A 23,975-nucleotide genomic window follows, 5' to 3' on the forward strand; every position below is an offset into this window, starting at 1 on the left:
GTCTAATGGATATCAAACTTTTATATAGACTGGCTAAATATCTAAGGTTCTATAAAAAAGACTTGATCATCGTTATGATCTCTTTACTTAGCGTATCAGCTTCATTATTACTAATCGGTAGTGTTTTTAGAAATTTAGTTGATAAAGGCTTGAGCAAAGACCATATTTTATCGGTTAATAAATCTATATTATATATTTGTTTATTAATTATCATCTTAAGTATTGCTAGTTTTTTTCGTTCATATTTTATCAATAATGTTGCTGAAAAGGCAGTTAATCAAATAAGAAAAGAAGCTTATAGTAATTTAATTAATTATGAAATTGAAGAGTTTGAAGAACTAAAAATCGGCGATATAATTTCACGCCTAACAAATGATATAGATCAAATATCTACTCTCATCGTTAATTTCTTATCTTTTTTTATTCGCAATTCGGTGATGCTAATTGGCGGCGTTACTTTAATGTTTTTTGAAAGCTTTAAACTCGCTTCTATAGTAATTATTACCATTCCTATCTTATTAATTCCTTTAATTAAATTCGGCAAACATGTTAAGGCTTTATCTAAAAAAGCCTTGGAATCTAAGTCACTTTTAGCATCGGATATTGATGAAACTTTTAATAATATTAGAGCTATTTATGCTTTTAACCATCAAATAAAGAAAATTGCCGATTTTGATACTAAATTACAAAACTATTTAATATACTGCAAAACCCGTTTAAAAATCCGGGCTTTATTCTTTGCGATTTCAATAGCCGTTATATTTCTTGCGATTACTTTAGTCGTTTGGATCGGAGCTTCAGATATAGTGAAAGGTCATTTATCTGCCGGTCAAATTATATCATTTATTTATTATGCAATCATTGCCGGAGTTAGCTGTGGCGGTATTTTTGAGTTACTAAGCGAAATGCATTTACCTGTTACAACCCTTGAGAGAATAATTACAATTATAGATAAGACACCTATAGCACATAATAATTATTTAGAATTAAATAATTCCGATCCAATCTCGATAGAATTTAAAAATGTCGATTTTACCTATCATTCAAGACCTAATTTAAGGATTATTAATAATATGTCTTTGAAGATAAATGCCAATAAGTTTCTTGGTATTGTAGGTAGATCAGGTGCAGGAAAAAGTACTTTGATGCAGTTACTACTGCGTTTTTACCGACAAGAAAGCGGCACTATCCTTATTAACAATCAAGATATAATTCTTTTAAATCCTGCCGAAATTCGTAAATTAATTGCCTATGTCCCCCAAGAAGCTAGCATTTTTTCCGGCACTATAAGGTCCAATATTATATTCGGTAATAATGAAGCAAGCGACGACGAAATAAATGAGATAATAAAAATTACGGGAATAGAAGAATTTGCTGCTAAACTTCATGACGGTATAAATGCTAAAATCGGTGAAAGAGGGGTTAGATTATCAGGAGGACAGAAACAAAGAATAGCTATTGCTAGAGCATTACTACGCATGCCGCAAATTTTGCTTCTTGATGAGGCAATGAGTGCTTTAGATACGATGAGCGAACAGAAATTATTAAATGCTATAAAAAAAATAATGAAAGGGAAAATTATTATATCAATTGCCCATCGAATTAGTAGTATAGAATCAGCTGATCGTATTTTAGTAATAGATAAAGGAATAGTAGCAGCTAGCGGAACGCATAATGATTTATCTAAAAATTCAGAAATCTATCGCAATATCTGTAGAGAGCAGTTAACAATATAAAGGGGTATGTCATTCCTGCGAAAGCAGGAATCCAGTCAACCTTAATGTCATACCACGACTTGATCGTGGTATCTTAGGACATAATCTGTGACACAAGATCCCGTGGTCAAGCCACAGTATGACACTAAACGCTTTTTACTGGATTCCCGCTTTCGCGGGAATGACAAAAAGTAGATAATTGATATATTTGTAACAATAAAAGTTCCTTAGTATAAAAAATTTAAATGTTTAATATAATTTAGCTTGAAAGCTGCCGTGGCTTTGTTATAATCGTAATTACAAAACAAAAAAGGTTTACAAAATGAAAAATTTATTAAAGATTTTATTAATTCTAGCTTTCGCAAGCCCAGTATTTGCTTCATCAATGCAAATGCCTAACCCAGCTTCAGTTACAACAACCCAAATACAAGCTATGAGTACTGACGATCAACAAGCTTGGGTTGCTAGTTTAACAGCAGATCAGTATAATATGTTAAGTCCTGATGTTCAAAAGTGGGTAATGGAGAATACTACCGATGCTCAAAAACAAGCTTTAGGAATTAATCAGTAATATTTTAATTAATTTTTAAAATTGATATATGTTAGGAATAATTATTCCTAACATATATCACTAAAAGTTTCTGCTTTCACTTCCTTTCAGTCTTCCTGTTATCGTGTCATGTATATACTCATTGATAAATAAAAATTGCTAGATGAGTATAAATATTCATTTATTCTTTCTTTAGTAAAATAATACACTAATTATTGTAAGCTATAAGAATATAGAAAGCTAATTTGTTGTGTGGCTTTGCTGTCATTCCTGCGTCCTTATTTATGTCATTCCCGCGAAAATGTTGTTGCGTGGAGCTATTTTTCCGTCATTGCGAGAAAATTTACAATAGTAAATTGACGAAGCAATCTTGGAAAGAATTCCTGAGATTGTCACGCTCACTAACGTTCGCTCGCAATGACGACTTGGTATCCACGCAACAATGGGATAACATCGAGCAGGCTTTCGGATTCAACAATACTTTGCTAAAACAACCTAAAACTAACAATTACTTATTACCGTAATCATCATGGAAATACTCGCTGGAGCGGAAATAGATTTATTCGTTCCAAGTTTCCCTGAAATACAAGATACATTTAACCTTTCAACTTTTATGACGGAACTACTACTCGGTGTAAATCTAACCGCTTATTGTATTACTTCGCTTATAATCGGTAATTTAGGAGATAGATATGGATGCAGACCGATTATTATACTCGGTTTACTGATTTTTAATCTTGGTAGTTTATTTTGTGTATTTGCAAATAATTATGAAGCTATATTATTTGGAAGATTTTTGCAAGGATGCGGGATATCATCGGTTGCAGTGCTAGTATATGTTGTTCTTGCCGATATTTATTCGGTACAAGAACAGCAAAGATTAATGGGCATTTTAAAACGGCACTATTGCTCTTTCTATGGCAATAGCACCGGTTATAGGTAGCTACATCAATTTATTTTGGGGCGCTGGGGCGTGGCAATTTTGTTTTGTTGCTTATAGTAGGTTTGATTAGTCTAATTCTTGGTATATTATTTATTCCAAAAAGAGAAGTTAATAAAAAAATACGTATTTCTTTAAAAGAAGATATACCTATCTTCAAATCGCCAAAAGCTATATATTATATACTTACAATGATATTTCTTGCACAAGGATATTGGTATTTATCGGGATTGCTCCTATTTTATATATGCAAGATTTAGGTGTAACTTTAGAGTATTTCGGACTTTATCAAGGAGCAATGGCGGCTCTATTCTCAATTATGAGCTTTTCAAGCGGTTATTGCTTTAAAAAATTCGGTATTAGAAATTGCTTCTATTTTGGAGTTATATTTATAATACTATTCCTACTAGGAAATAACATATTAGTTGTATATAATATTAATAATCCTTTAACCATAACAATAGTTACTTTATTATTATCTCTTGGCGTGATATATCCGATTAACATATTATGGCCGCTGCTTTTAGAAGCTATTCCGGACGGTAAAGCCTCGTATGACTGCTATTTTTACTTCGGCTAGATTGATTTTAACGGCATTTGGGTTGCAATTAGTAGGATTTTTACGGTACTTTTACCCCTCTTGGCATTACTATATCCATTGTTACGCTATTTGGGTTAGTAACATTACCTAAATTATTTAAGTACGATAAAGCCTTTGAGGTTTCTAGTAACGTGTAGATGTCTTTATGTCATCAATTGTGTCGTCATTGTGAGGAAAAACTGTAAGTTTTGACGAAGCAATCTCAGGAATTTGTTATTATTTTATAAGATTGCCACGCAGCCTACGGCTGCTCGCAATGACAAAAAAGCTGATTCACGCAGGAATAACCTAGAAACGGATGTAAGAAAAAATAAAAAAATGATCAATAACAATTTTATCTTCAAGATAGCTTTCAGATATTTTAGAGCTAAGAAAAACGAAAAATTTGTTTCTATTATTTCTGCCTTTTCGTTAGTAGGCGTAATGATCGGCGTTGCAGCATTAATAGTAGTCATGTCCGTTATGAACGGTTTTCATATAGAGCTTACTAAAAATATTATCGGGTTAAATGGGGATATAGTAATAAATCGGCAAGGTGGTAGTATTGATAACTATGAAGAGATTAAAGCTAAACTCCTAAAACAAGATTATGTAAAGCATGTAACATTCATTGCCCACGGTCAAGCTTTGGCTCTTGGTAAAAATAATAATAGCGGTGTACTTGTTAAAGGTATGAAATTAAAAGATCTAAGTTTAAGAAATGAAATTTTTAATGTAAATTTTGGTAGTTTTGATAATTTTCACGGCAAAAACGTAATAGCACTCGGAGAACAATTAGCAAGCAATTTAGGCGTAACCGTTGGGGATAAGATTAGATTAATTTCACCGAATTCAGTTTCTACCGCCTTTGGCAGTATACCAAGATCAAAAGAATTTAAAGTTATCGCAATTTTCAATAGCGGTATGTATGATTATGATTTGACAACGATATTAATGCCGCTTACCGCAGCACAAAATTTCTTATCTCTTGGCGACGATATTAATTTAATCGAAATTAATAGTCTAGATCCCGATAAAGCTCTCGCATATTCATATAAAATACAATCATTATTAGGTCCAAACCTATATGTATTTAATTGGCAAACCTTAAATTCGCAATTTTTAAGCGCTCTTGCTGTTGAGCGTACGGCTATGTTTACTATTCTATCTTTAATTATTACGGTTGCCGCCTTTAATATTATTTCAAGCTTATTTATGCTTGTTACAGATAAAACTTCAGATATTGCAATTCTTAGAACTATGGGAGCAAGCACTAAGCAAATAATGCTTATTTTTATCTATAACGGAATGTTTATAGGATTGCTTGGCACAACACTAGGTGTAATCCTTGGGGTTACCTTTTCTTATAATATTCAAACTATCAAGAATTATTTGGAGCGTATAACCGGTACTAAAATTTTCGAGGCAGCTATTTATTTTCTTTATAGTTTACCTTCAAAAGTAAGAGCTGAGGACATTATTTTAATTACCTCTTTATCTATAATATTGTGTTTTCTTGCAACAATTTATCCTTCTTATAGAGCCTCAAAATTAAATCCCGTGGATGCCCTAAGATATGAATAATACAGTCCTCATTTTAAAAAATATCTCAAAACATTACAGCCAAAGCAAAACTATTGTTAGAGTACTAGATGATCTTAATCTAACGGTTAATGAAGGTGAATTAATCGCTATAATAGGTTCTTCAGGTAGCGGCAAATCAACTTTACTACATATTGCCGGCTTACTTGATAAACCTACAAACGGTCAAGTCATCATACCAAATAGCAAGTATCAAAAATATCATCTCATTCGTCTTCATTATTTAGGTTTTATCTATCAACAACATCACTTACTTAAAGATTTTACCGCTCTTGAAAATGTTATTATGCCAAGACTTATTAGCGGTCTTGATCAAAAAGAAGCAATAGAAGATGCAACAAAGATATTAGATGATTTAAGGCTTGGGGGAAAACTCTATAATATGCCCGGAGAATTATCGGGAGGAGAACAACAACGGGTCGCTATAGCTCGGAGCTTAATTAATAAGCCGAAAATTATTTTAGCAGATGAACCGACAGGTAATTTAGATCCCAAAACCACAAATGAAGTATTTAATTTATTTTTAAAAGTAGCAAGAGAACAAAATACCGCAGTTATTATGGTAACACATAACCATGAGTTAGCACATAAAATGGATAAATTATATAAGCTAAAGCATGGATTATTAAATATAGCTTGATTTAAAGCTCAAAAATTTTAATAATTATATTAGATTCTGTGAAAATTTCTAATTGATTTAATATTTTGAGATATTTTTTAGCGAAAATTAATAAGATTTTTGCAGGAATAGCTACTCCTATTTCAAAAAAATCTTATAATTTGCAGCAAAAAAGAGCCAAAATTAAATCTTTTTAGAAATTTTCACAGAATCTAATATTCTTTTAATAAAGGTTAGTAATGGCTGAGCCTATTATATTTACTCTTTTATTCGGAGATAAAGATTGGATATTAGAGAAAATAAACAAGCAGGAAACTCAAAATAAACTGCCTATTATCCGGCTAGAAGTTAATAAAGCATCACATATATCAGATAAAGAACGTATTTTTTCGGAGATCTTACAAGAATCCCGCGAAAAGGGCAAAACACCGATTTTTAATATTCAACTTAATAATAATAATGTAAAACCAATTTTTCGGGTACAAGATTTAATTAATTCACAAAATTTAAATATAAAAACTACTATTACTTTTGATCAATATAATTCATTACCCCAAAATTCTGAACTAAAAGCTTATTGGAAGCAAATTATGGAAAAAGTTGATCATGTTTTTTTTACAAATGAAGCAGATCAAAATTTAGCTATAGCCGATGGTATAGTACCAAAAGATAAAACCACTACAATTACGGATATAAGTTTAGTAACATCTGTTTTTAACAATCTTGTATATGATCGTAAAATTGATCAATTACTTTCCGGTACAATACCTAATAAAGAAAAGTTAGATAAAATAATAAAAAATGCTAAAAATCAAGGCGGTAGAGTGATTATAGAAACTTGGCCTCTTTCTGCAGACGAAGCAACAAATCTCATCACTGCTAAATTCGGTATTACCTCTGAAGATCAAATTTACGGATTGAAACTCGAAATTAATGAAATCTTAAAAGATCCAAATAATGCTGCTGAAAATTTTAAAAAATATGTATCACAAATATCCAGGCAATTTCAAAAAGATTTAGGTAAAGCTGAGATAAATCCTATTGACTTTAATTTTAATACAAAGAAAGTTATGAATGATAGCCCTAAGGATATACAAGTAGAACAAACAACATCATATGAACCTCCAAAAGAAAACCAACCACAACCGCAAGGTTTTTTTAGAAGAGTTTTTAACTATTTTAAAGATATAGTAACTAGTTTTAAAGAAGCAATATTCGACAAAAAAGAAGAACTTAAAACTCAAGTAACTCCAACTACGGAAGCAAAGCCGACAATAACAGAAGAATCACTAACTACTGTTGCATCTTCTATAACTCAACCGCAACAACACGTTTCTAAAAGCTCTCCGGTTATAGGTTCAAGTCAAAAGCAGCAAGATAAGCTATTTGGTATGACAGAACAAGACTATAAAGCGATGAGGGCTGCTAGTACTACTTTGCACCATGATAATCCAAGTAATAATATTAATATTAATGATTTTAAATATGATCTTTCACAAGAAGATCTAAATAACATAAAAAAACCTGAATATTGGTATACTGAAAATGATATTGTAAATATCTTGACGGCAGCGTTAGATGACAAAAAAGTTTCAATACAACCGGCTATAACTTTAACAAATACAGTAGTTAAGGAAGAAATGCTTAGAGAGCTTACCATAAAAGGCGAAGAGAAAGAGAGAGCCTTAGCAGAAATTCAAGAGACAAAAGCAATGTTTAAAGATGCTCCGGAAGTAGAACGAAACAACGTTTTAAAAGACCTTGAGGCTAGAGAAAAAATAATTACTCTACCGGATGAGGAACGTGAAAAACAGAGTAATGCACTATTAAAAGAAGCAGAATCTAAACAAAAAATTAACACAGATATTTTAAATAGAGCTGCTAAAGATATACAAGAAAATGGGAAAGAATGTGCAGTGATACCGATAGAGATGGGTACCGGACATTGGTGTAATTTATTTATGACTCATAGTAAAGAAGATAATCAAACTATTATAACTTTTAATGATTCTTTCGGGCATCCTATAGGTAGTAATAATAATATATTACCTGATACAATAAATAAAGCATTTGAAAATAAAAAACCTCCGCTTGTTATTGATGAACAAATCAAGCAGCAAAATAATAATTTTGATTGTGGTCCTTACTCCGTGGAGACTATGATTAGAAAAGCAAGCGGCAAGCCAATTCTTACTGAGAGCGAAGCTTTGAATAAAGGACCGGAGTTAAGAGAAAAGCATGCACAGGTCGTTATCGATAAACAGCAAGAGCGGCAAGCTAAAACTCAATTATCTAATCGTTGGACTAGTAAACAGCAACAAGAGAGCAAAGGCAGTAATCAACTTAGACATTAAAACTTATTTTAAACAATTGTAGACTCTTTAATAAATATATCCCATCCTAATCCGCTAAAACTTGACGTTAGTGACTTATCACCTTTCGAAGCTGCTGAAAAGATTTTGGAACATGTAGAGAATATTACTAGAAGTTACAAGAAAGAGCTATGATATATGAAAAACTTTTTAAAATATTTACTTGCAATTTTTCTATTAACTTTTACAACTCAATCATTGGCTAATAAATATCTTTCTAAAGCTGATAATTTGTTTGGAATGAGTAAATTTGATTTAGCTCTTAAAGAGATTGATAAAGCTATAGAGCTAGAGCCTAATAACCATCATGCATATTTTGTTAAAAGTATTATTTTAAATTAGGCGAAAATAAATTAGCTTTAAAAGCAAGCAATAACGCTATCAACCTAGATCCTAAAAATTCTAAATATTACTGGTTAAAATTTATGATTTTAGAAAAATTAGGTGAATACAAGTTAGCTAGTGAAGCATTTGATAAATATAAAGCATTAGAGCAAAAATTTCCTCAAGATATTATATTAACCGATAAAGGAGAATATAAATTAAAGAAGGAAGAAGCTCTTAATGCTTTAATAGAAGGAAACGAGTTAAATAAATTAGGTAAACACAAAGAAGCTTTAAAGACGTTTGAAAAGCTATTGCATTAGATAATACTAACCCTATGGCTATATTCGTTTAAAGCTTTTGCATTATGTGATTTAGGAAGATATACGGAAGCACTTATAGAAATAAATAAAGCATTAGAATTAGACCCAAATAATCTTGATGCTCAAACTATTAAAAAACTACTACAAAAGAAATTGCATAAAAAATGATTTAGGTAATAAATAATTTTAAATGCACTTACGTATAAATCAATTATTATACATACCAGCACTAAATATTCTCCTTAAGCTAAATGAAAAGTTTTTTTGAGAAAGCTGGTATTTTCGTTTAATCCAACATGAAAAGATTCGTGCTATTGTTTTAAGGCATGAATTTTTAACATACCGATAACGGTCGAGTAGATAGTGGGATTATAAGTCTTCAGCAAAGCTGTACAAGTTACGACTTAATCTGACAGAGTTGAGTAATCAGGCAGCTTGATGGGCAATCATCAAATTGTCTGATATTCTCTCTATATTACCAATATTTTTATCTATATTACCAATATTACCAATATTTTTATCTTTAGCAATATAAAGTGAATCTGTAAAAGATTGCATTGGTGTTTTACCAAAGCAATGTTTACCGGAATGAGGTCTTGCATTATTGTAACTCACAAGCCAGTTATCTATATCTGTTTGCAATTCATCAAGTGAATTATAAAATTTTTTGCGGAATAGAATGTGATAGCACTCTTCCTGCATAGTTTTATGGAAACGCTCACAGATACCGTTGGTTTGAGGACTATATGCTTTAGTTTTGGAATGATCGATATTCTCAATGCCAAGATATAGTTGGTAAGCATGGTTTTCTGGTTTTCCACAATATTCCGTACCTCTATCAGTTAATATTCTAAGCAGAGGGATATCATGGTTTGCAAAGAATGGAATAACCTTATCATTTAAGTGGTCTGCAGCTGTAATAGCCGTCTTTTCGGTATAGAGTTTACAAATAGCTACTCCTCAATAGGTATCGACAAAAGTTTGCTGATAAATACGGCCTATGCCTTTAATATTACCAACATAGTAAGTATCTTGTGAACCAAGGTAGCCAGGGTGCATAGTTTCTATTTCACCACTAGCTTCACGTTGGTTTTTAACTTTTTCAAGAACAGCAAGTTGATTATCACTTAAAACAATACCATCATTTGCTACTTTAGTCTCTAGAGCTTTTAGACGTTTTTTGAAACTTTCTAAATCATGACGTAACCACACAGATCTAACTCCGCCACCAGAAATGATTATCCCACTTTTGCGTAATTCATTAGCAGCACGTTCCTGACCAAATGCTGGAAATTCAACAGCTATATTAACTACAGCATCCTCTATATTTGCGGGCACACGATTCTTAATGCAAGCTTTACGTCTAGTCATCTCATATAGAGCTTCCCCCCTCCCCACCTTGATCATGGAGCTCTTTGTAACGATAAAATGTATCCCTGCTATAACCCATTACTTTGCAAGCTTGTGATACATTCCCTAATTGTTCAGCGAGTTTTAATAAACCGATTCTTGGCTTTATGATTTTTTCTTGATATGTTGTCATCTGACAGTCTCCTTTTTAGTAGGTTGTTAAAACTTGCCAGGTACTATCTTATCTTTTTTCTTCGTACCCAACAATCCTTAACTGTCAGATCAATTCTTTACTTTTACAGCAAAGCCGTCAATAATTTCCGGTTTACCGATACGAACTTGTTGCTCAAAAATTTTATTTGCCAGTTCTTTAACACCTCTAAGCATTGACCCGCCACCGGTAATGATAGTTCGAGACGCTAGCGGTTATCCCTTTGTTGCTTTATCATATTCAGCTTTTACCATTGATAATATCTCTTCCTTGGTCCGATTATTTCAGTAAGCTTATAAATAGTAATTGCTGCATTAAGATTATAAAGACTGTCAATTTGCAAATCTTCTAAATTAATAATAGAATCTTTATCAAACGAAGATAATATTGCATTACTGTAGAGAACCTTTAATTTTTCTGCCGTAATAAGATCAATGCCAAAAACTTTGGCAATATCGGAAATAATATGAAAGCTTCCTAAATTTATATGACTTGTATATATTATGTAAATAATTTGCAATTGGCTATAATTCCTAATATAATTACTTATAGTTAATTTATATTTTAACAAAGAATGACTACCATACTTGTGATCGTTATTATAATAATGATTGCCTTATCTGCTTTATTTGCCGCTACCGAAACTGCTATTACCGCTTCTTCCCCAGGGAAGATTCATAAGCTTAAAATCGCCGGTAATAAGCGTGCTAAAACAGTTTTAGAGGTTCTTAAGAAAAAAGAAAAGATCATAGGAACTTTATTAATAGGTAATAGTTTAATCAATACTGTTTGTACCACTATTGCTACTACTCTCTTTATTAGCTTTCTTGGAGATAATGGTCCCATTGTTGCTTCCGGCGTTATGGCTTTTATAATTATTGTTTTTGCCGAAGTAGTACCGAAAGCAATAGCCGTTGCTAAACCTGAGCAATTAGCATTAAAAATGGCTTCAACTATCGTAATATTTTTAAAGCTTTTCAAACCTATTAATATTGCTCTTGATTACATTACAAAAATATTTTGCTTCATATTTCGTATTAATTTAAATCCTCAAATATCAGGAACGGAAGAAGTAAGAGGCGTGATTGAGCATTACCATCAAGAAGGCGGAGTTTATAAATCCGATCGTAATATGCTCGGCGGGATACTAGATATACGTAATATGACGGTATCGGAAATTATGACTCACAGAAGCAGTATTATAGCCCTTAATATCGACTTACCTCATGAAGTAATAATTAAAACTTTATTATCGGGGGCTCATACACGTATACCTTTGTGGCAAGATAATAGAGATAATATAATAGGGATTCTCAATCTAAAAGATTTGCTTAAAGCATTATACGAAAATAATAATGATGCAAAAAAAGTTGATATTAATAAACTTCTAACTCCACCTTGGTTTATCCCTGAGAATGCACTTGTAGTAGACCAGCTACATGCATTTAGAGAACGTAATAATCATTTTGCTTGTGTTGTAGATGAGTATGGTACTCTACTAGGTATTATTACTCTTGAAGATGTTATAGAAGAAATCGTAGGACCCATTACTGATGAACATGATAGACTTAATAATGAAATTATCAAGAAGTCTAATACCGAGTTCATTATAAAAGGAACTACGACTATTAGAGATATTAACCGAGAACTTGATTGGAATTTATCGGATGAGGATGCAAACACTATAGCAGGATTAATAATCCATAAAATTGCTAGAATTCCAAATCAAAGGGAAGTAATTGAAATATTTAATTTAAAGGTAATTATTTTAAAGAAAATTGCCAATAAGATTGATAGCGTAAAAATTACCGTATTACCTACTACCGAGGAAACAATAAGCAGTGAGTGAAATCGGTAATTTTTTACTGCTAACAACGATGTGCTTAAGTGGAATGTCGGTACTATTGTCATTCCCGCGTAGGCGGGAATCCAGTATAACATATAAAAAATTTAATTTTTTATATGTTTATTTTACAAAAAAAATAACTTCTTTACCAATAGTAAAATTATTTTTTCTGGATTCCCGCCTACGCGGGAATGACATTTACTTCTACATAGCTGCCTCATGTGCTATACTTGCCTTTTTTACCCTAGTCTATGCTTTTATTATCTCTGACTTTTCACTACAAAATGTTTTCTTAAATTCCAGTACTTTAAAACCTTTAATATATAAAATAGCCGGTAGTTGGTCGAGCCACGAAGGCTCAATGTTATTATGGTTTTGTATATTACAAATCGTTAGTTGCTGTTATATATTTTTACTTGAAGATAACCGGCTTAAATTTTTATCTATTATCATATTATCAGCCATACAACTATTTTTTAGCAGTTTTATTTACTTTACCTCCAATCCTTTTAACGTGTTTTCTTTCGTTCCTAAAGAAGGGTTAGGCTTAAACCCGATGCTACAAGATATTGCTTTGAGCATCCACCCTCCTCTGCTTTATTTAGGCTATGTTAGCTATGTAGTACCTTTTACTATTGTTTGTGCTATGTTACTGACCACTGTCATCCCGTGGCTTGACCACGGGACCTTGTACCACAGATTGCGTCCTGAGATACCGCGGTCAAGCCACGGTATGACACTTATACATCTTCTCAAAACATTTTCCAATATCGGTATCTTATTTACTACTATCGGCATTAGCCTTGGTTCTTGGTGGGCATATAGAGAACTCGGCTGGGACGGATTTTGGTTTTTTGATCCGGTAGAGAATATTTCGCTATTTCCTTGGTTATCCGGAATTATGCTCCATCATTCTATAATTGTAACGACAAAAACCGGACGCATGCAAAGTTGGACGATAATTTTATCTATCATTACTTTTTTGTTGGTAATATTTAGTACTTTTTTAGTACGTTCCGGTTTTATTACCTCAATTCACTCTTTTGCATTCTCACCTGAGAGAGGAATATACTTGCTTGGAATATTTTTGATTATGGGGATTGGAGGATTGTGTGTCATCCCACGGCTTGACCGCGGGATCCAGTTAAAAGTATTATCAATTGTTTTTTGGATCCCGCGGTCAAGCCGTGGGATGACAGCAATAGAAAAAGCCATACTCCTCGGTAATATATTCTTCCTACTTAGCCTTATCGTACTAATAGCTGCCACACTTTATCCACCAATTTACTCTTTATTCGACGATAAACCTATTATTATTAGTGAAACATTTTTTGTTAATAATTTTATTATATTCGTTATCCCTATTCTTGGTACCATAGGATTATTTACTACCAGAATCTCTATTAAAAAACATATTATAATTCTAATATTATCTCTAATAATTACTTATTTAATATCATTAAAAGTAACATTTAGTGTTATATCGATTTTAACTATAATCGCATCTATATTTCTTATGCTTCATAATGTTCATTATCTTTTGGTTAAAACTAATTATTTTAGAAATAGACTTAAAGCAAGTAACGCTAGTATGATACTTGGGCATTTCGGTTTTGCACTAATTAGCTTTAGTATCACTATGAATGCATTATTACAAAGCGAAATGGATTTTACCGGCAGAGTAGGAACAAGTAAAACTTTTAACGAATTTAAAGTAACATTGCAAAATATTAAGTTTGCTCAAGGTAAAAATTATTATAGACAAATCGCTGAATTTTGGCTTGAGGATGATAGCCGTAATATAACTATATTAAAACCGGAAAATAGGCTTTATATAGTTGAAAAGAGTTTATCGCAAGAAAGCGATATATACTCTTACTTATCATATGATCTTTACGCAGTTTTAAGTAATATAGACGGCGATATAATCCATGCTAAAATATATTACAAGCCAATGATGAGCTTTATTTGGCTTGGAATTATTCTCACCGCTTCCGGCTTTTTTATTGCACTAATCAGAAAAAATTCTAGCTAATGTGATATTTTGTTGCATGGATCAAAAAACGCGTTCGGTGTCATACCGTGGCTTGACCACGGTATCTAGAAAAACAACTTAAAATACTAACAATTTTAGTATTTTAAAATGAATTCACACAACAACACTAACTAATGTGAACCATCACATTTAAGGTTTAAAATTTTTATACTATTCGGATGATCAGCTCCGAATTTTTCTATTTGATTATTACAGAATTTTTCATACCAAAATTTCTTAGGTAAAGTGCAACTAGCTTTAGCGGCTGCATGCAAGATACATATTACTTATTTCATACACATTTTTCATATTTTCTTTATAGTTATTCCAATATATATTTTCAGCAGTAGCATAAGCATCTACCGCCTCCTCATTTTGATTAAGTAACACTAGTGCATCCCCTTCAGCAACAAACGTTTTTGCCAAATCTATATCCGGTGATATAATAATCTCTTTGTTAGGTCTAGTTGGATCATTAAGAAAAATTGCTTTAGCTTTTTTAGCGTATTCTAGAGCTTCGGTAACATCACCTAAACCTAGCTTTGCTCTTGATTTTTGAGTAAAAATTCGTCCAAATACTTAATTTTCCTCTTTTTTACTCGATTTATTCATATCATTTGTTCTAATAAAGAAAGAGATTCCTGATGTTTCTTAAGATTATTTAATACATCTACTTTAATGAGATATGAACCGGTAAGAAATAAATCTTGAGGTTTCATGCCGTTTTCGATACAAGCATTTACAATATCGTCAATTCTTCTCAAGGCCTCATAATTTTTACCTTGAATACTAAACAATTTAGATTTTGCATAATATATAGTTGCCGTATCAGTTATATCTACTAGATTTTGATTGAACATATCTTCCATCATTTGGATATTTTTTCTGCTTCTTCTAGATTTCCTAGCTGAATATTGGATATAGCCGAACCGAAAACTACATTACATTTTATGGAATCATATCCTTTCACTTCATCAAATACCTGCTTAGCTTTCGTATCATATTCAATTGCTTTTTTTAGGATCCGACCAAGTTCTATAATACCATCCTATGCGTCCTAAATATGCAGCATAAGCAAATTTTTCTTCATTATTCATTGTCCATAATTTAAATTTACCTTTTTGATTTAATTTTAACTCTAAAATTTTATATTCGTTTTTATCAAACCAATTTACTAATTTTTTTTGAGTTATATAAATCGGAAGAATTAGCATATTGTATTAATAAATCGATATATCGTATTTTTCTGCATTTTTTGTAATTATTTCAATATTATCCGATATAGTTTTAGCATTTCTAAAAATACGCCCCTTTATAAACTTTTAGGTATAGAACTTAAAAGATTAGTAACACTACGTTCAAGATATTCTTTATTTCCTTTATCTCCATTTATTTGTAATATTTTTTCAGCTATAACATCATGCATTTCAAATATCGGATTAACTTCATTAGGCTCAATATTAGAGATCAAAGCAAATTTAGAAAGCTGATAAATATCATCGTCTAGACTATTCTTATCTTCAGTAATAGAATTTAATAATTCTTTTGAAAAACTTTGATTATTAAGCAATGCTATCCCATCTAGTAATCTCTTGGCACTAGGCTTTAATTCATTGCTAACAAGTTTATATTTAGCTCAATTTTATCCTTAGAGGCTTTTATCTTTTTCTTGTATTCTTCTAAGTTCAAACCTTGTATTTGATTTAATATTTGTGCTCCTTGAACTACGAGAATCGGATAACCTCCAAATTCTTGAGTCAAAAAACTTGTTAATTCCGGATTTTTATTTTCCAATATATTTTTTGCAAGTAATACAGCTTCCGGCTTATAGTGAAAGCGTTTGCTTTGATTATGTTAACCCCGATTATGGATAAGGAATAGAGAGGAAGGAAGGTTGCAAGAGTTATTAAACCTTATATAAATAGGGCACTGAAGGAGTAAAATAAAGGTTTAATAACATGTGTAAATATACTACAATATTTTGTATAGTAGATAAATTTTGTAAAATTTATGAGAAATGGGTAAAACATCAATTGCTGAAAAGTAATAAGCAAAGATTTAGAGAAGGTAAGCTTTCCTTAAGTGAAGAACTCTCAATAATGATTTTTACCATTTTAGTGCATATAAACATTTAAAAGCTTATTACCAAAACTTTATTATTAATGGTAATTTGTTCAGGAATCCACCTTGTTATGAGAGATTTGTTCAGCTTATTCCTTCATTATTTCTGCCATTGATTGTGATGTTACATTACTTAAGTGGGAAAAGAACGGGAATTTATTATGCAGATTCCACACATTTTGCAGTATGTAAAAATATCAGAATTAATTCTAACAGAACTTTTAATAATCTTGCAAAAATGGGACGTAGTTCTGTCGATTGGTTTTTTGGATTCAAGCTTCATATGATAATCAATGATAAGGGAGAAATTATTGCTGTTAAAATTACCAAAGGTAATGTTGATGACAGAATTGCATTTGAAGCAATGGTTATCAAAAAGGTCTAAAAGGTAAGTGTTATGATGATAAGGGGTTTATTTCAGAAAAAATGTTTACAAAACTTTATAAGCAAGGTTTAATAAAAATTACCGGAATAAGAAAGGATATGAAAAACTATTTATTACCTCTTTTGGATAAAATCCTTTTAAGGAAGAGATTCATTATCGAAACCATTTTTGGCTACATAAAAGAGAATTTTAATTGTACAAGTTACGACTTAATCTGACAGAGTTGAGTAATCAGGCAGCTTGATGGGCAATCATCAAATTGTCTGATATTCTCTCTATATTACCAATATTTTTATCTATATTACCAATATTACCAATATTTTTATCTTTAGCAATATAAAGTGAATCTGTAAAAGATTGCATTGGTGTTTTACCAAAGCAATGTTTACCGGAATGAGGTCTTGCATTATTGTAACTCACAAGCCAGTTATCTATATCTGTTTGCAATTCATCAAGTGAATTATAAAATTTTTTGCGGAATAGAATGTGATAGCACTCTTCCTGCATAGTTTTATGGAAACGCTCACAGATACCGTTGGTTTGAGGACTATATGCTTTAGTTTTGGAATGATCGATATTCTCAATGCCAAGATATAGTTGGTAAGCATGGTTTTCTGGTTTTCCACAATATTCCGTACCTCTATCAGTTAATATTCTAAGCAGAGGGATATCATGGTTTGCAAAGAATGGAATAACCTTATCATTTAAGTGGTCTGCAGCTGTAATAGCCGTCTTTTCGGTATAGAGTTTACAAATAGCTACTCCTCAATAGGTATCGACAAAAGTTTGCTGATAAATACGGCCTATGCCTTTAATATTACCAACATAGTAAGTATCTTGTGAACCAAGGTAGCCAGGGTGCATAGTTTCTATTTCACCACTAGCTTCACGTTGGTTTTTAACTTTTTCAAGAACAGCAAGTTGATTATCACTTAAAACAATACCATCATTTGCTACTTTAGTCTCTAGAGCTTTTAGACGTTTTTTGAAACTTTCTAAATCATGACGTAACCACACAGATCTAACTCCGCCACCAGAAATGATTATCCCACTCTTGCGTAATTCATTAGCAGCACGTTCCTGACCAAATGCTGGAAATTCAACAGCTATATTAACTACAGCATCCTCTATATTTGCGGGCACACGATTCTTAATGCAAGCTTTACGTCTAGTCATCTCATATAGAGCTTCCCCCTTCCCCACCTTGATCATGGAGCTCTTTGTAACGATAAAATGTATCCCTGCTATAACCCATTACTTTGCAAGCTTGTGATACATTCCCTAATTGTTCAGCGAGTTTTAATAAACCGATTCTTGGCTTTATGATTTTTTCTTGATATGTTGTCATCTGACAGTCTCCTTTTTAGTAGGTTGTTAAAACTTGCCAGGTACTATCTTATCTTTTTTCTTCGTACCCAACAATCCTTAACTGTCAGATCAATTCTTTACTTTTACAATTTATTTTCATAAGCGTACATTCTAGCAAGCTGCACCGATCCATGCAACAAGGTCTACGGTTGCTCGCAATGACGACTCGGTATCCACGCAACAATGCTCTACGAGGATAAACAAAAATTGGGATATAGAATAAAAAAAAGCCCTTTTTTTTCAAAGAGAGCTTTTTTCTTGAGGAACTTATAAACTTGCTAATTGGGAGCGATTAGAAGTTTACACGGACTTTTAGAGTACCTTGATGTGCAGTATATTTACTTGCAATCTGAGCATCGTAACCGATTCCGTATTCCATCTTAGCATCAGATCTTATGCTTGCACTTAAACCTAAATTATAAGATGTTTTAGCGGTTCTGTCAGGCTGGCTGATGAACGGAGTAACTTGTCCGTCTAACACAGACTGAGTTTTAGATAATCTACCGTTTACTTTGTGAACCACAAAAGCGTGAGCTTCCGGATATACCGCAAGATCAGTTATGTTCATAGTACCGCCGACTACTTTAGCACCTACTATTAAATCGGTTCTATCGCTAAACTTGCTGTTAACTTGCTTGTTTGCAACTGTTGTACCAGTTTCTTTGTAGTTTTCGTCAGAAGACTTTAAGTAGCTAAGTCCTGCCATTGGAGTTACTAACACACCTTGCATTGCATTGTAATCATAACCGACTGTTAAGTTACCGCCGAATGTCATGTTATCGTAATTACCAGCAGCAATTTGCTTGCTCATATTACCGTTAGCATCGAAGAAGTAACGCTGACTTTTGTTCTTCACTTGGTTTAAGCTAAATATTGCACTACCTTGAGCAAAGAAATTCTCAACAAGCTGCTGGGCACCATATAGAGAGAATGAGAAACCGTTAACGTTAGTTTTATCACCTTTCTTATAATCTTGGTGTTTTATATCAGTTTTAGTGATACCGATAGCAGCACCGATCATTAAGTTATCGTTAGCTAGCGTATCTAAACCGATTACGACACCGGTGGTTTTAGCTTTATAACCAGCTAAACCGCCTTTCTTACTTTGATGTGCATCAGTATAGAAAGATTTTGCCCATATACCGTAAGCTACATTATCAACAGCCTCGTCACCTGCAGCGACCGCAGCCGGTACTGCTCCAGCTTCAGGTCCAGCCATTTCAGCAGTTTCAGGAGTACCTAAATATCTAAGAGCACCTAATCTGTTACCAAGTTGAGCTTGGATATCTTTTGATACATCTAATTGTACATTAGTTACGGCCGCACTTGTACCGGTAACGATAGCTCCGACAAAGTTAGCAGAATCAGCACTATTTTTAGCTAAAAGAAGATTATTATATGCTGCAGTATTAGTTGCATTTACAAATGTTGTAACGTTCTGACCTACACCCGGTGCACCTGCAAATTGGCTACCTGCAATATCATTAGTAACTACATTTGCTGCATTGTTAGTACGTGTTATTACATAATCTTGGTTAGCATCACGTATTAAACCGTATTTTACGAAACGATTATTTCCGGTTACAGCAAAGTTAGGACCTCCTAAAGTACCGTTAAATCTAGCACCACCTTGAATTAAAGTATAAGTTTGTGTACCACTGAAATTTGCATTGGTATTATCTTGTACGTTAATGGTTGTTGTTCCTGTAGTTGTTGCATTAACTTGAGCACCTTCCGCGATAACGATGTGACCTATATTACCGTTTGCTACTGTTAAAGTAGTTTCAATAGAAGTATTACTTCCCCATGTTGAAGTACCGCTTGCAAATGTTAAGATATTTGTATCAAGATCGATTTCACCGTTAATAGCAGTAGTACCGCCGCCTAAAATTACATTAGAATTTAAAACACCTAAGTTATAAGTACCAAAGTCTGTGACTTGTGAATAAATATTTCCTTGTAATCCTGCACCATTATCATTACCTGTAAACTTAACAGAAGCTACAGGAGTATCTGAAGCACCTATATTACCAACATACGCATCACCTAAATAAGTTACGGTACCGCTATTAGCTTTAGTAGTAACAATCATACTTGTAGAATCAGAAAATGTACCGTCAGCAAATCTTACATTAGCGTTACCGTTAACACTTCCAAGAGTAATTTTACCGTCGAAATCTGTTCCGGCTATACCGCCTGTAGTAACAGTTACACCGTCATTAATTATTGCGTTAGTTGCAATAATACTACCTAAGTTGTTATAGTTTGTAGTAAACGTTACTTGCTTTAACTTTAGAGTACCATTCTCTATACCTAAGCCATAAATCGTACCAGGGGTATTAGGAATACCGCCGCTAAGAATTACAGTACCTTGATTATTTTTTGTAGTTCTTATAACTGCATATAATGTAGTAGCATTAACAGCAATACCATTATCGCTTCCAAGACCTAGACCTACAATATTATTTTGATCACCGATTACTTGACCGTCAGCGATTACACTATCCACACCTGATACGAATACAACAGGAACATTAAAGTTACCTGCTGGACCATTACCTACGGTACTTTTAATTGTTAAAGGGACTTGGTTGACTGCATTGTTGAATGGGATGCCGCTAGGTAAGAATAAAACTGCACCTAAACTTGCATTTTCAAAAGAAATTGTATCAGTCACCGCACCATGCTCATTACCTGCATTACCTATCTCATTAATCACTATGTTACCGGGACCGGAAAATGTTATTTGTTTTAAAGCATTAACAGGTACAGCTTGTTTGTTTAATGTTACGGTAATAGGACCGGTGTTAACGAATTCTACTATACCGGTACCATCGGCAGATGCGACAAAGTCCGCAGTATAGTTACCACCGATTTGTAAGGTAGAATTATTTTCAATTGTAGTTCCACCGCTAAATGTTGCGTTACCTAAGAACTTAGCAGTAGTACCGTTATCTAATGTTACAGTATTAAGCTTATTACCTTGCTGTCCACCGACTGTACCTCTTACTATATTTGTTCCACCTGCCTTAAAGCTGAAAGAACCCATGTCAGCAACAGCAGTAGTAATGTTAGTGGCGTATAAATTAACACCTTGACCTACATTTAATATAGTGTTTATAGCAGGTGCAAAATTAATCTCTGCAAGTGGCTTTGCAGCGCTACCTAATTTTGTACCGGCTGCAAGAGTTGTACTATTAGCTACAAGAGGATTAAATATTATTTTACCTTGATTTGCAGCATTTGTAGTTTTTGTTATTAAGTAAGTATTATGAGCGAATTGTACTGAACCGTTATTTCCAATAACTAACTCGTTAATAGCAACATCACCGCCATTTAAAACTGTTTTACTTGAGCCGATATTAAATTGTCCAAGAGTTTTATTATTAGCTCCAATAGTACCGATACCACCTCTAATAGTTAAAGTTTGAGCATTTGTTAGGCTACTCGCATCAACAACGCCTGTTTGATCAGTATTTATAGCTAAATTAAAACCAACTAAAATATTATTTTGAGTACTTGTTAATTTAATAGTACCACCGTTAGCTTGGAAATCAATCATTCCACCGACATTAGCACCGATAATATTTGCTCCACCAAGTGTTAATGTTTTTGAAGCATCATCAGCTAAAGTAATCCCTTGTAACACAGCATTACCACCACCATTACCTATATCACCGGTAATTGTAGCACTTCCATCTAACTGAATAGCACCACCGGCAAGAGCACCGCCAATAAGAGCAGTTTGGTTAACATTACCGGTGATAACTGTACCATCGGCAAGTTTAAAGATAGAACCGGCATTTCCTAAACGTAACTCGGCAGTATGTGTTCCTGATAAATTAACAATCCCAGCAGCACTAGCTTCGATTGCCGTAATCTTATTTGTCACCGGAGTATTTGCATCGGCACTGTTTAAAGTACCGGCACCGAGGAAAGTTATTACACCTGCAGTGTTACCGGCATTGCTCGCATCACCTGTAAAATTACCTGTAAGAGTCGGAGCATTAGCAGCAGCAACTATAATTTGTGAGGCAGTATTACCAAAATCAACAGCACCAAGTGTTGAAGAAATAGTCATTGTAGTTGTAGAAGCTGCTTTGAAAGTTGTACTACCACCGTTACCTACATCAACTTGTTGTTGGAAAGTACTAGTACCACCGTTAACTGTTACATTTTTAGCAAAAATTTGGTTTGTAATTGTAGCATTATTTCCACCGACAGCAGTAACAATAAATTGCTGAGCACGATTTGCATTATTTGTACCAACTACTGCAGTAAGACCTGGAGCAGTAGTACCAAATGTACCAACTACAGCTGTAGTATCAAAATGTATTATACCATTATTATCTCCACCGTCACCTGCACCGCCACCAAGTGTAGTACCATTAAGGACAAAAAAATTGGCAGCATTACCGTTACCACCTGCTTTAGCAAGAAGATGCAATGTACCGCTACCTTGAAGATTTATAACATTACCACCGTTTTGTAATGTTAAATTAACATTACCTGCTCCATCAGAATTTGAATTAAAACGTAAAAGGCTTCCATCGTTAACATTAAGAGTTTTAACAGCAACAAAACTATTATCCTGTACTTCTAAACCTTTAGCTTGGTTACCAATGCCGCTACCGGCATTAGTGACATTTAAAACAGCACCAGCGTTAGCTGCATTAGCAATCTTAGCATTAGCACCAAGTATAATACCGTTAGTAGTATCTGCAGGATTAAAGTTTAATGTGAAAGCAAGATTAGCGAAATCGATTGCACCTAAACCACTATAAATATTGACTTGATTAGCCGCAGCACCTAGACCTTGTGTACCTGTTAAAGTTAAGACTTGACCTGCTTGATTGACAGTAATATTAGCTAAATCAGCCCCTGCTACTCCTACGATAGAACCAATGTTTAATGATTTACTTAATGTTACAGCTTCTGCATTACCACCTGTATCGATTATGAGAGCAGCTACGTTAAACCCTACAGAATCTAAGGTAACTCGATCACCATTATTAGCAATTCTAAGAGTATCACCAGTAGCAGGAGCCTGTGCTGGATTCCAGTTAGCAGGAGCATTAAGAGCTGTATTACCATTAGTAGCTAATAAAGCACCCATAGCTGAGCCTGCAAAACCGGCCACTATGGCAGCTGTAGAAGCAGTTACCAATCCTGCGGAAATTAATTTTTTTAGAAAATTTGGTTTTTGAGCCATAATTTTTTCCCATATTTAAGTTAAAATTTAGTATCTTAGTATTAAAACAAACTTATCAAACGTGAGTCAAGATATCCCACATTTGATAAGGAAATAACCCAATATTTTGTTTCAATAGTTTCTAAACTACGGGCTGAGTATACTATATATTGTATATAATTACAAGTATCGCCGTAGTTTTTTTGTAAAGTTTTAATATAATGTTATATTTTTATCACAACTATATCATTCCGTGGTCTCGGGGTTGTCATTGCGAGCAGCCATAGACCTTGTTGCATGGATCGGCTTATCCGTCATTGCGAGGAGAAACTGCAAATTTCGACGAAGCAATCTCAGGATATTTAACGAGATTGCCATGCTCCCTACGGTCGCTCGCAATGACGAGGCGGTGTTACACTGGCAATGCCTGCTCGCAATGACGA

Annotated in this window: 17 protein-coding genes and 4 pseudogenes; 13 read left to right on the top strand and 8 right to left on the bottom strand. The window is 33.3% G+C overall.

Features of this window, described 5'->3' with window-relative positions; all coding sequences use genetic code 11:
* Window positions 1-5 precede the first annotated feature (5 nt).
* The 9 genes and pseudogenes from RMONA_RS00070 to RMONA_RS11330 all read left to right on the top strand — a co-directional run bounded on the left by RMONA_RS00070 (window position 6) and on the right by RMONA_RS11330 (window position 9,193).
* A complete protein-coding gene (locus tag RMONA_RS00070; RefSeq protein WP_023507078.1) occupies window positions 6-1,736 on the top strand; it encodes an ABC transporter ATP-binding protein in 1,731 nt (576 codons plus the stop codon).
* Window positions 1,737-2,037: 301 nt separating this feature from the next.
* Entirely contained in the window at window positions 2,038-2,286 is a 249-nt protein-coding gene (locus RMONA_RS00075) for a DUF2673 domain-containing protein (protein ID WP_023507079.1), read from the top strand.
* A gap of 508 nt (window positions 2,287-2,794) precedes the next feature.
* Window positions 2,795-3,943, top strand: a pseudogene (locus RMONA_RS00080) (multidrug effflux MFS transporter).
* 181 nt (window positions 3,944-4,124) lie between these two features.
* Complete coding sequence (locus RMONA_RS00085; protein WP_037230827.1) at window positions 4,125-5,369, top strand: lipoprotein-releasing ABC transporter permease subunit; 1,245 nt, start codon at window positions 4,125-4,127, stop codon at window positions 5,367-5,369.
* Entirely contained in the window at window positions 5,362-6,027 is a 666-nt protein-coding gene (locus RMONA_RS00090) for an ABC transporter ATP-binding protein (RefSeq protein WP_023507083.1), read from the top strand. Before RMONA_RS00085 ends, RMONA_RS00090 begins: the two co-directional genes overlap by 8 nt.
* 218 nt (window positions 6,028-6,245) lie before the next feature.
* Window positions 6,246-8,360 carry a Ulp1 family isopeptidase gene (locus RMONA_RS09875; protein WP_023507084.1) on the top strand — a complete coding sequence of 705 codons (2,115 nt, stop codon included), beginning with the start codon at window positions 6,246-6,248 and terminating at the stop codon, window positions 8,358-8,360.
* Window positions 8,361-8,516: 156 nt separating this feature from the next.
* Window positions 8,517-8,720, top strand: coding sequence for a hypothetical protein (locus RMONA_RS00100; RefSeq protein WP_023507085.1), 204 nt, complete (start codon window positions 8,517-8,519; stop codon window positions 8,718-8,720).
* Between the two features lie 83 nt (window positions 8,721-8,803).
* The gene (locus tag RMONA_RS00105) at window positions 8,804-9,025 is read left to right on the top strand and encodes a tetratricopeptide repeat protein (protein WP_008579419.1); all 222 of its coding nucleotides are present in this window, start codon (window positions 8,804-8,806) and stop codon (window positions 9,023-9,025) included.
* A gap of 3 nt (window positions 9,026-9,028) precedes the next feature.
* Entirely contained in the window at window positions 9,029-9,193 is a 165-nt protein-coding gene (locus RMONA_RS11330; protein WP_410526363.1) for a tetratricopeptide repeat protein, read from the top strand.
* A gap of 258 nt (window positions 9,194-9,451) precedes the next feature.
* Here RMONA_RS11330 and RMONA_RS00110 read toward each other — a convergent pair.
* Window positions 9,452-10,568, bottom strand: a pseudogene (locus RMONA_RS00110) (IS481 family transposase).
* Between the two features lie 110 nt (window positions 10,569-10,678).
* Window positions 10,679-11,091, bottom strand: a pseudogene (locus RMONA_RS09885) (cell division FtsA domain-containing protein); the annotation flags it as partial.
* A 69-nt stretch (window positions 11,092-11,160) separates the two neighbouring features.
* Between RMONA_RS09885 and RMONA_RS00120 the strand changes: the two are divergent.
* Together RMONA_RS00120 and RMONA_RS00125 are read left to right on the top strand one after the other, a co-directional pair.
* On the top strand, window positions 11,161-12,435 hold the full coding sequence (locus tag RMONA_RS00120; protein ID WP_023507090.1) for an HlyC/CorC family transporter: 1,275 nt from the start codon (window positions 11,161-11,163) through the stop codon (window positions 12,433-12,435).
* The gene (locus RMONA_RS00125) at window positions 12,428-14,467 is read left to right on the top strand and encodes a heme lyase CcmF/NrfE family subunit (RefSeq protein ID WP_023507091.1); all 2,040 of its coding nucleotides are present in this window, start codon (window positions 12,428-12,430) and stop codon (window positions 14,465-14,467) included. The genes RMONA_RS00120 and RMONA_RS00125 overlap by 8 nt, the downstream gene beginning before the upstream one ends.
* Window positions 14,468-15,075: 608 nt before the next feature.
* Here the strand turns inward: RMONA_RS00125 and RMONA_RS00130 are convergent.
* The 4 genes from RMONA_RS00130 to RMONA_RS00145 all read right to left on the bottom strand — a co-directional run bounded on the left by RMONA_RS00130 (window position 15,076) and on the right by RMONA_RS00145 (window position 16,261).
* Window positions 15,076-15,327 (bottom strand): hypothetical protein, encoded by a 252-nt coding sequence (locus RMONA_RS00130; RefSeq protein ID WP_242402817.1) that lies wholly within the window; start codon window positions 15,325-15,327, stop codon window positions 15,076-15,078.
* Window positions 15,328-15,471: 144 nt separating this feature from the next.
* Window positions 15,472-15,681: a hypothetical protein gene (locus tag RMONA_RS00135; RefSeq protein ID WP_023507094.1), complete on the bottom strand. Its 210-nt coding sequence runs from the start codon at window positions 15,679-15,681 to the stop codon at window positions 15,472-15,474.
* A gap of 98 nt (window positions 15,682-15,779) precedes the next feature.
* A complete protein-coding gene (locus RMONA_RS09890) occupies window positions 15,780-16,037 on the bottom strand; it encodes a hypothetical protein (protein WP_023507095.1) in 258 nt (85 codons plus the stop codon).
* Window positions 16,038-16,072: 35 nt separating this feature from the next.
* Window positions 16,073-16,261 (bottom strand): hypothetical protein, encoded by a 189-nt coding sequence (locus RMONA_RS00145; protein ID WP_037230837.1) that lies wholly within the window; start codon window positions 16,259-16,261, stop codon window positions 16,073-16,075.
* 448 nt (window positions 16,262-16,709) lie between these two features.
* Between RMONA_RS00145 and RMONA_RS00150 the strand changes: the two genes are divergently transcribed.
* Complete coding sequence (locus RMONA_RS00150) at window positions 16,710-16,973, top strand: transposase (RefSeq protein WP_023507103.1); 264 nt, start codon at window positions 16,710-16,712, stop codon at window positions 16,971-16,973.
* A gap of 41 nt (window positions 16,974-17,014) precedes the next feature.
* Window positions 17,015-17,191, top strand: coding sequence for a transposase (locus RMONA_RS07555; RefSeq protein ID WP_242402797.1), 177 nt, complete (start codon window positions 17,015-17,017; stop codon window positions 17,189-17,191).
* 13 nt (window positions 17,192-17,204) lie between these two features.
* On the opposite strand, the pseudogene RMONA_RS00155 reads toward RMONA_RS07555, so the two are convergent.
* Together RMONA_RS00155 and ompB are read right to left on the bottom strand one after the other, a co-directional pair.
* A pseudogene (locus RMONA_RS00155) lies at window positions 17,205-18,321 on the bottom strand (IS481 family transposase).
* Window positions 18,322-18,633: 312 nt separating this feature from the next.
* Window positions 18,634-23,553 (bottom strand): outer membrane protein OmpB, encoded by a 4,920-nt coding sequence (gene ompB, locus RMONA_RS00160; protein WP_023507097.1) that lies wholly within the window; start codon window positions 23,551-23,553, stop codon window positions 18,634-18,636.
* Between the last annotated feature and the right edge of the window lie 422 nt (window positions 23,554-23,975).

This window comes from Rickettsia monacensis, assembly GCF_000499665.2.
GTDB lineage: Bacteria > Pseudomonadota > Alphaproteobacteria > Rickettsiales > Rickettsiaceae > Rickettsia > Rickettsia tamurae.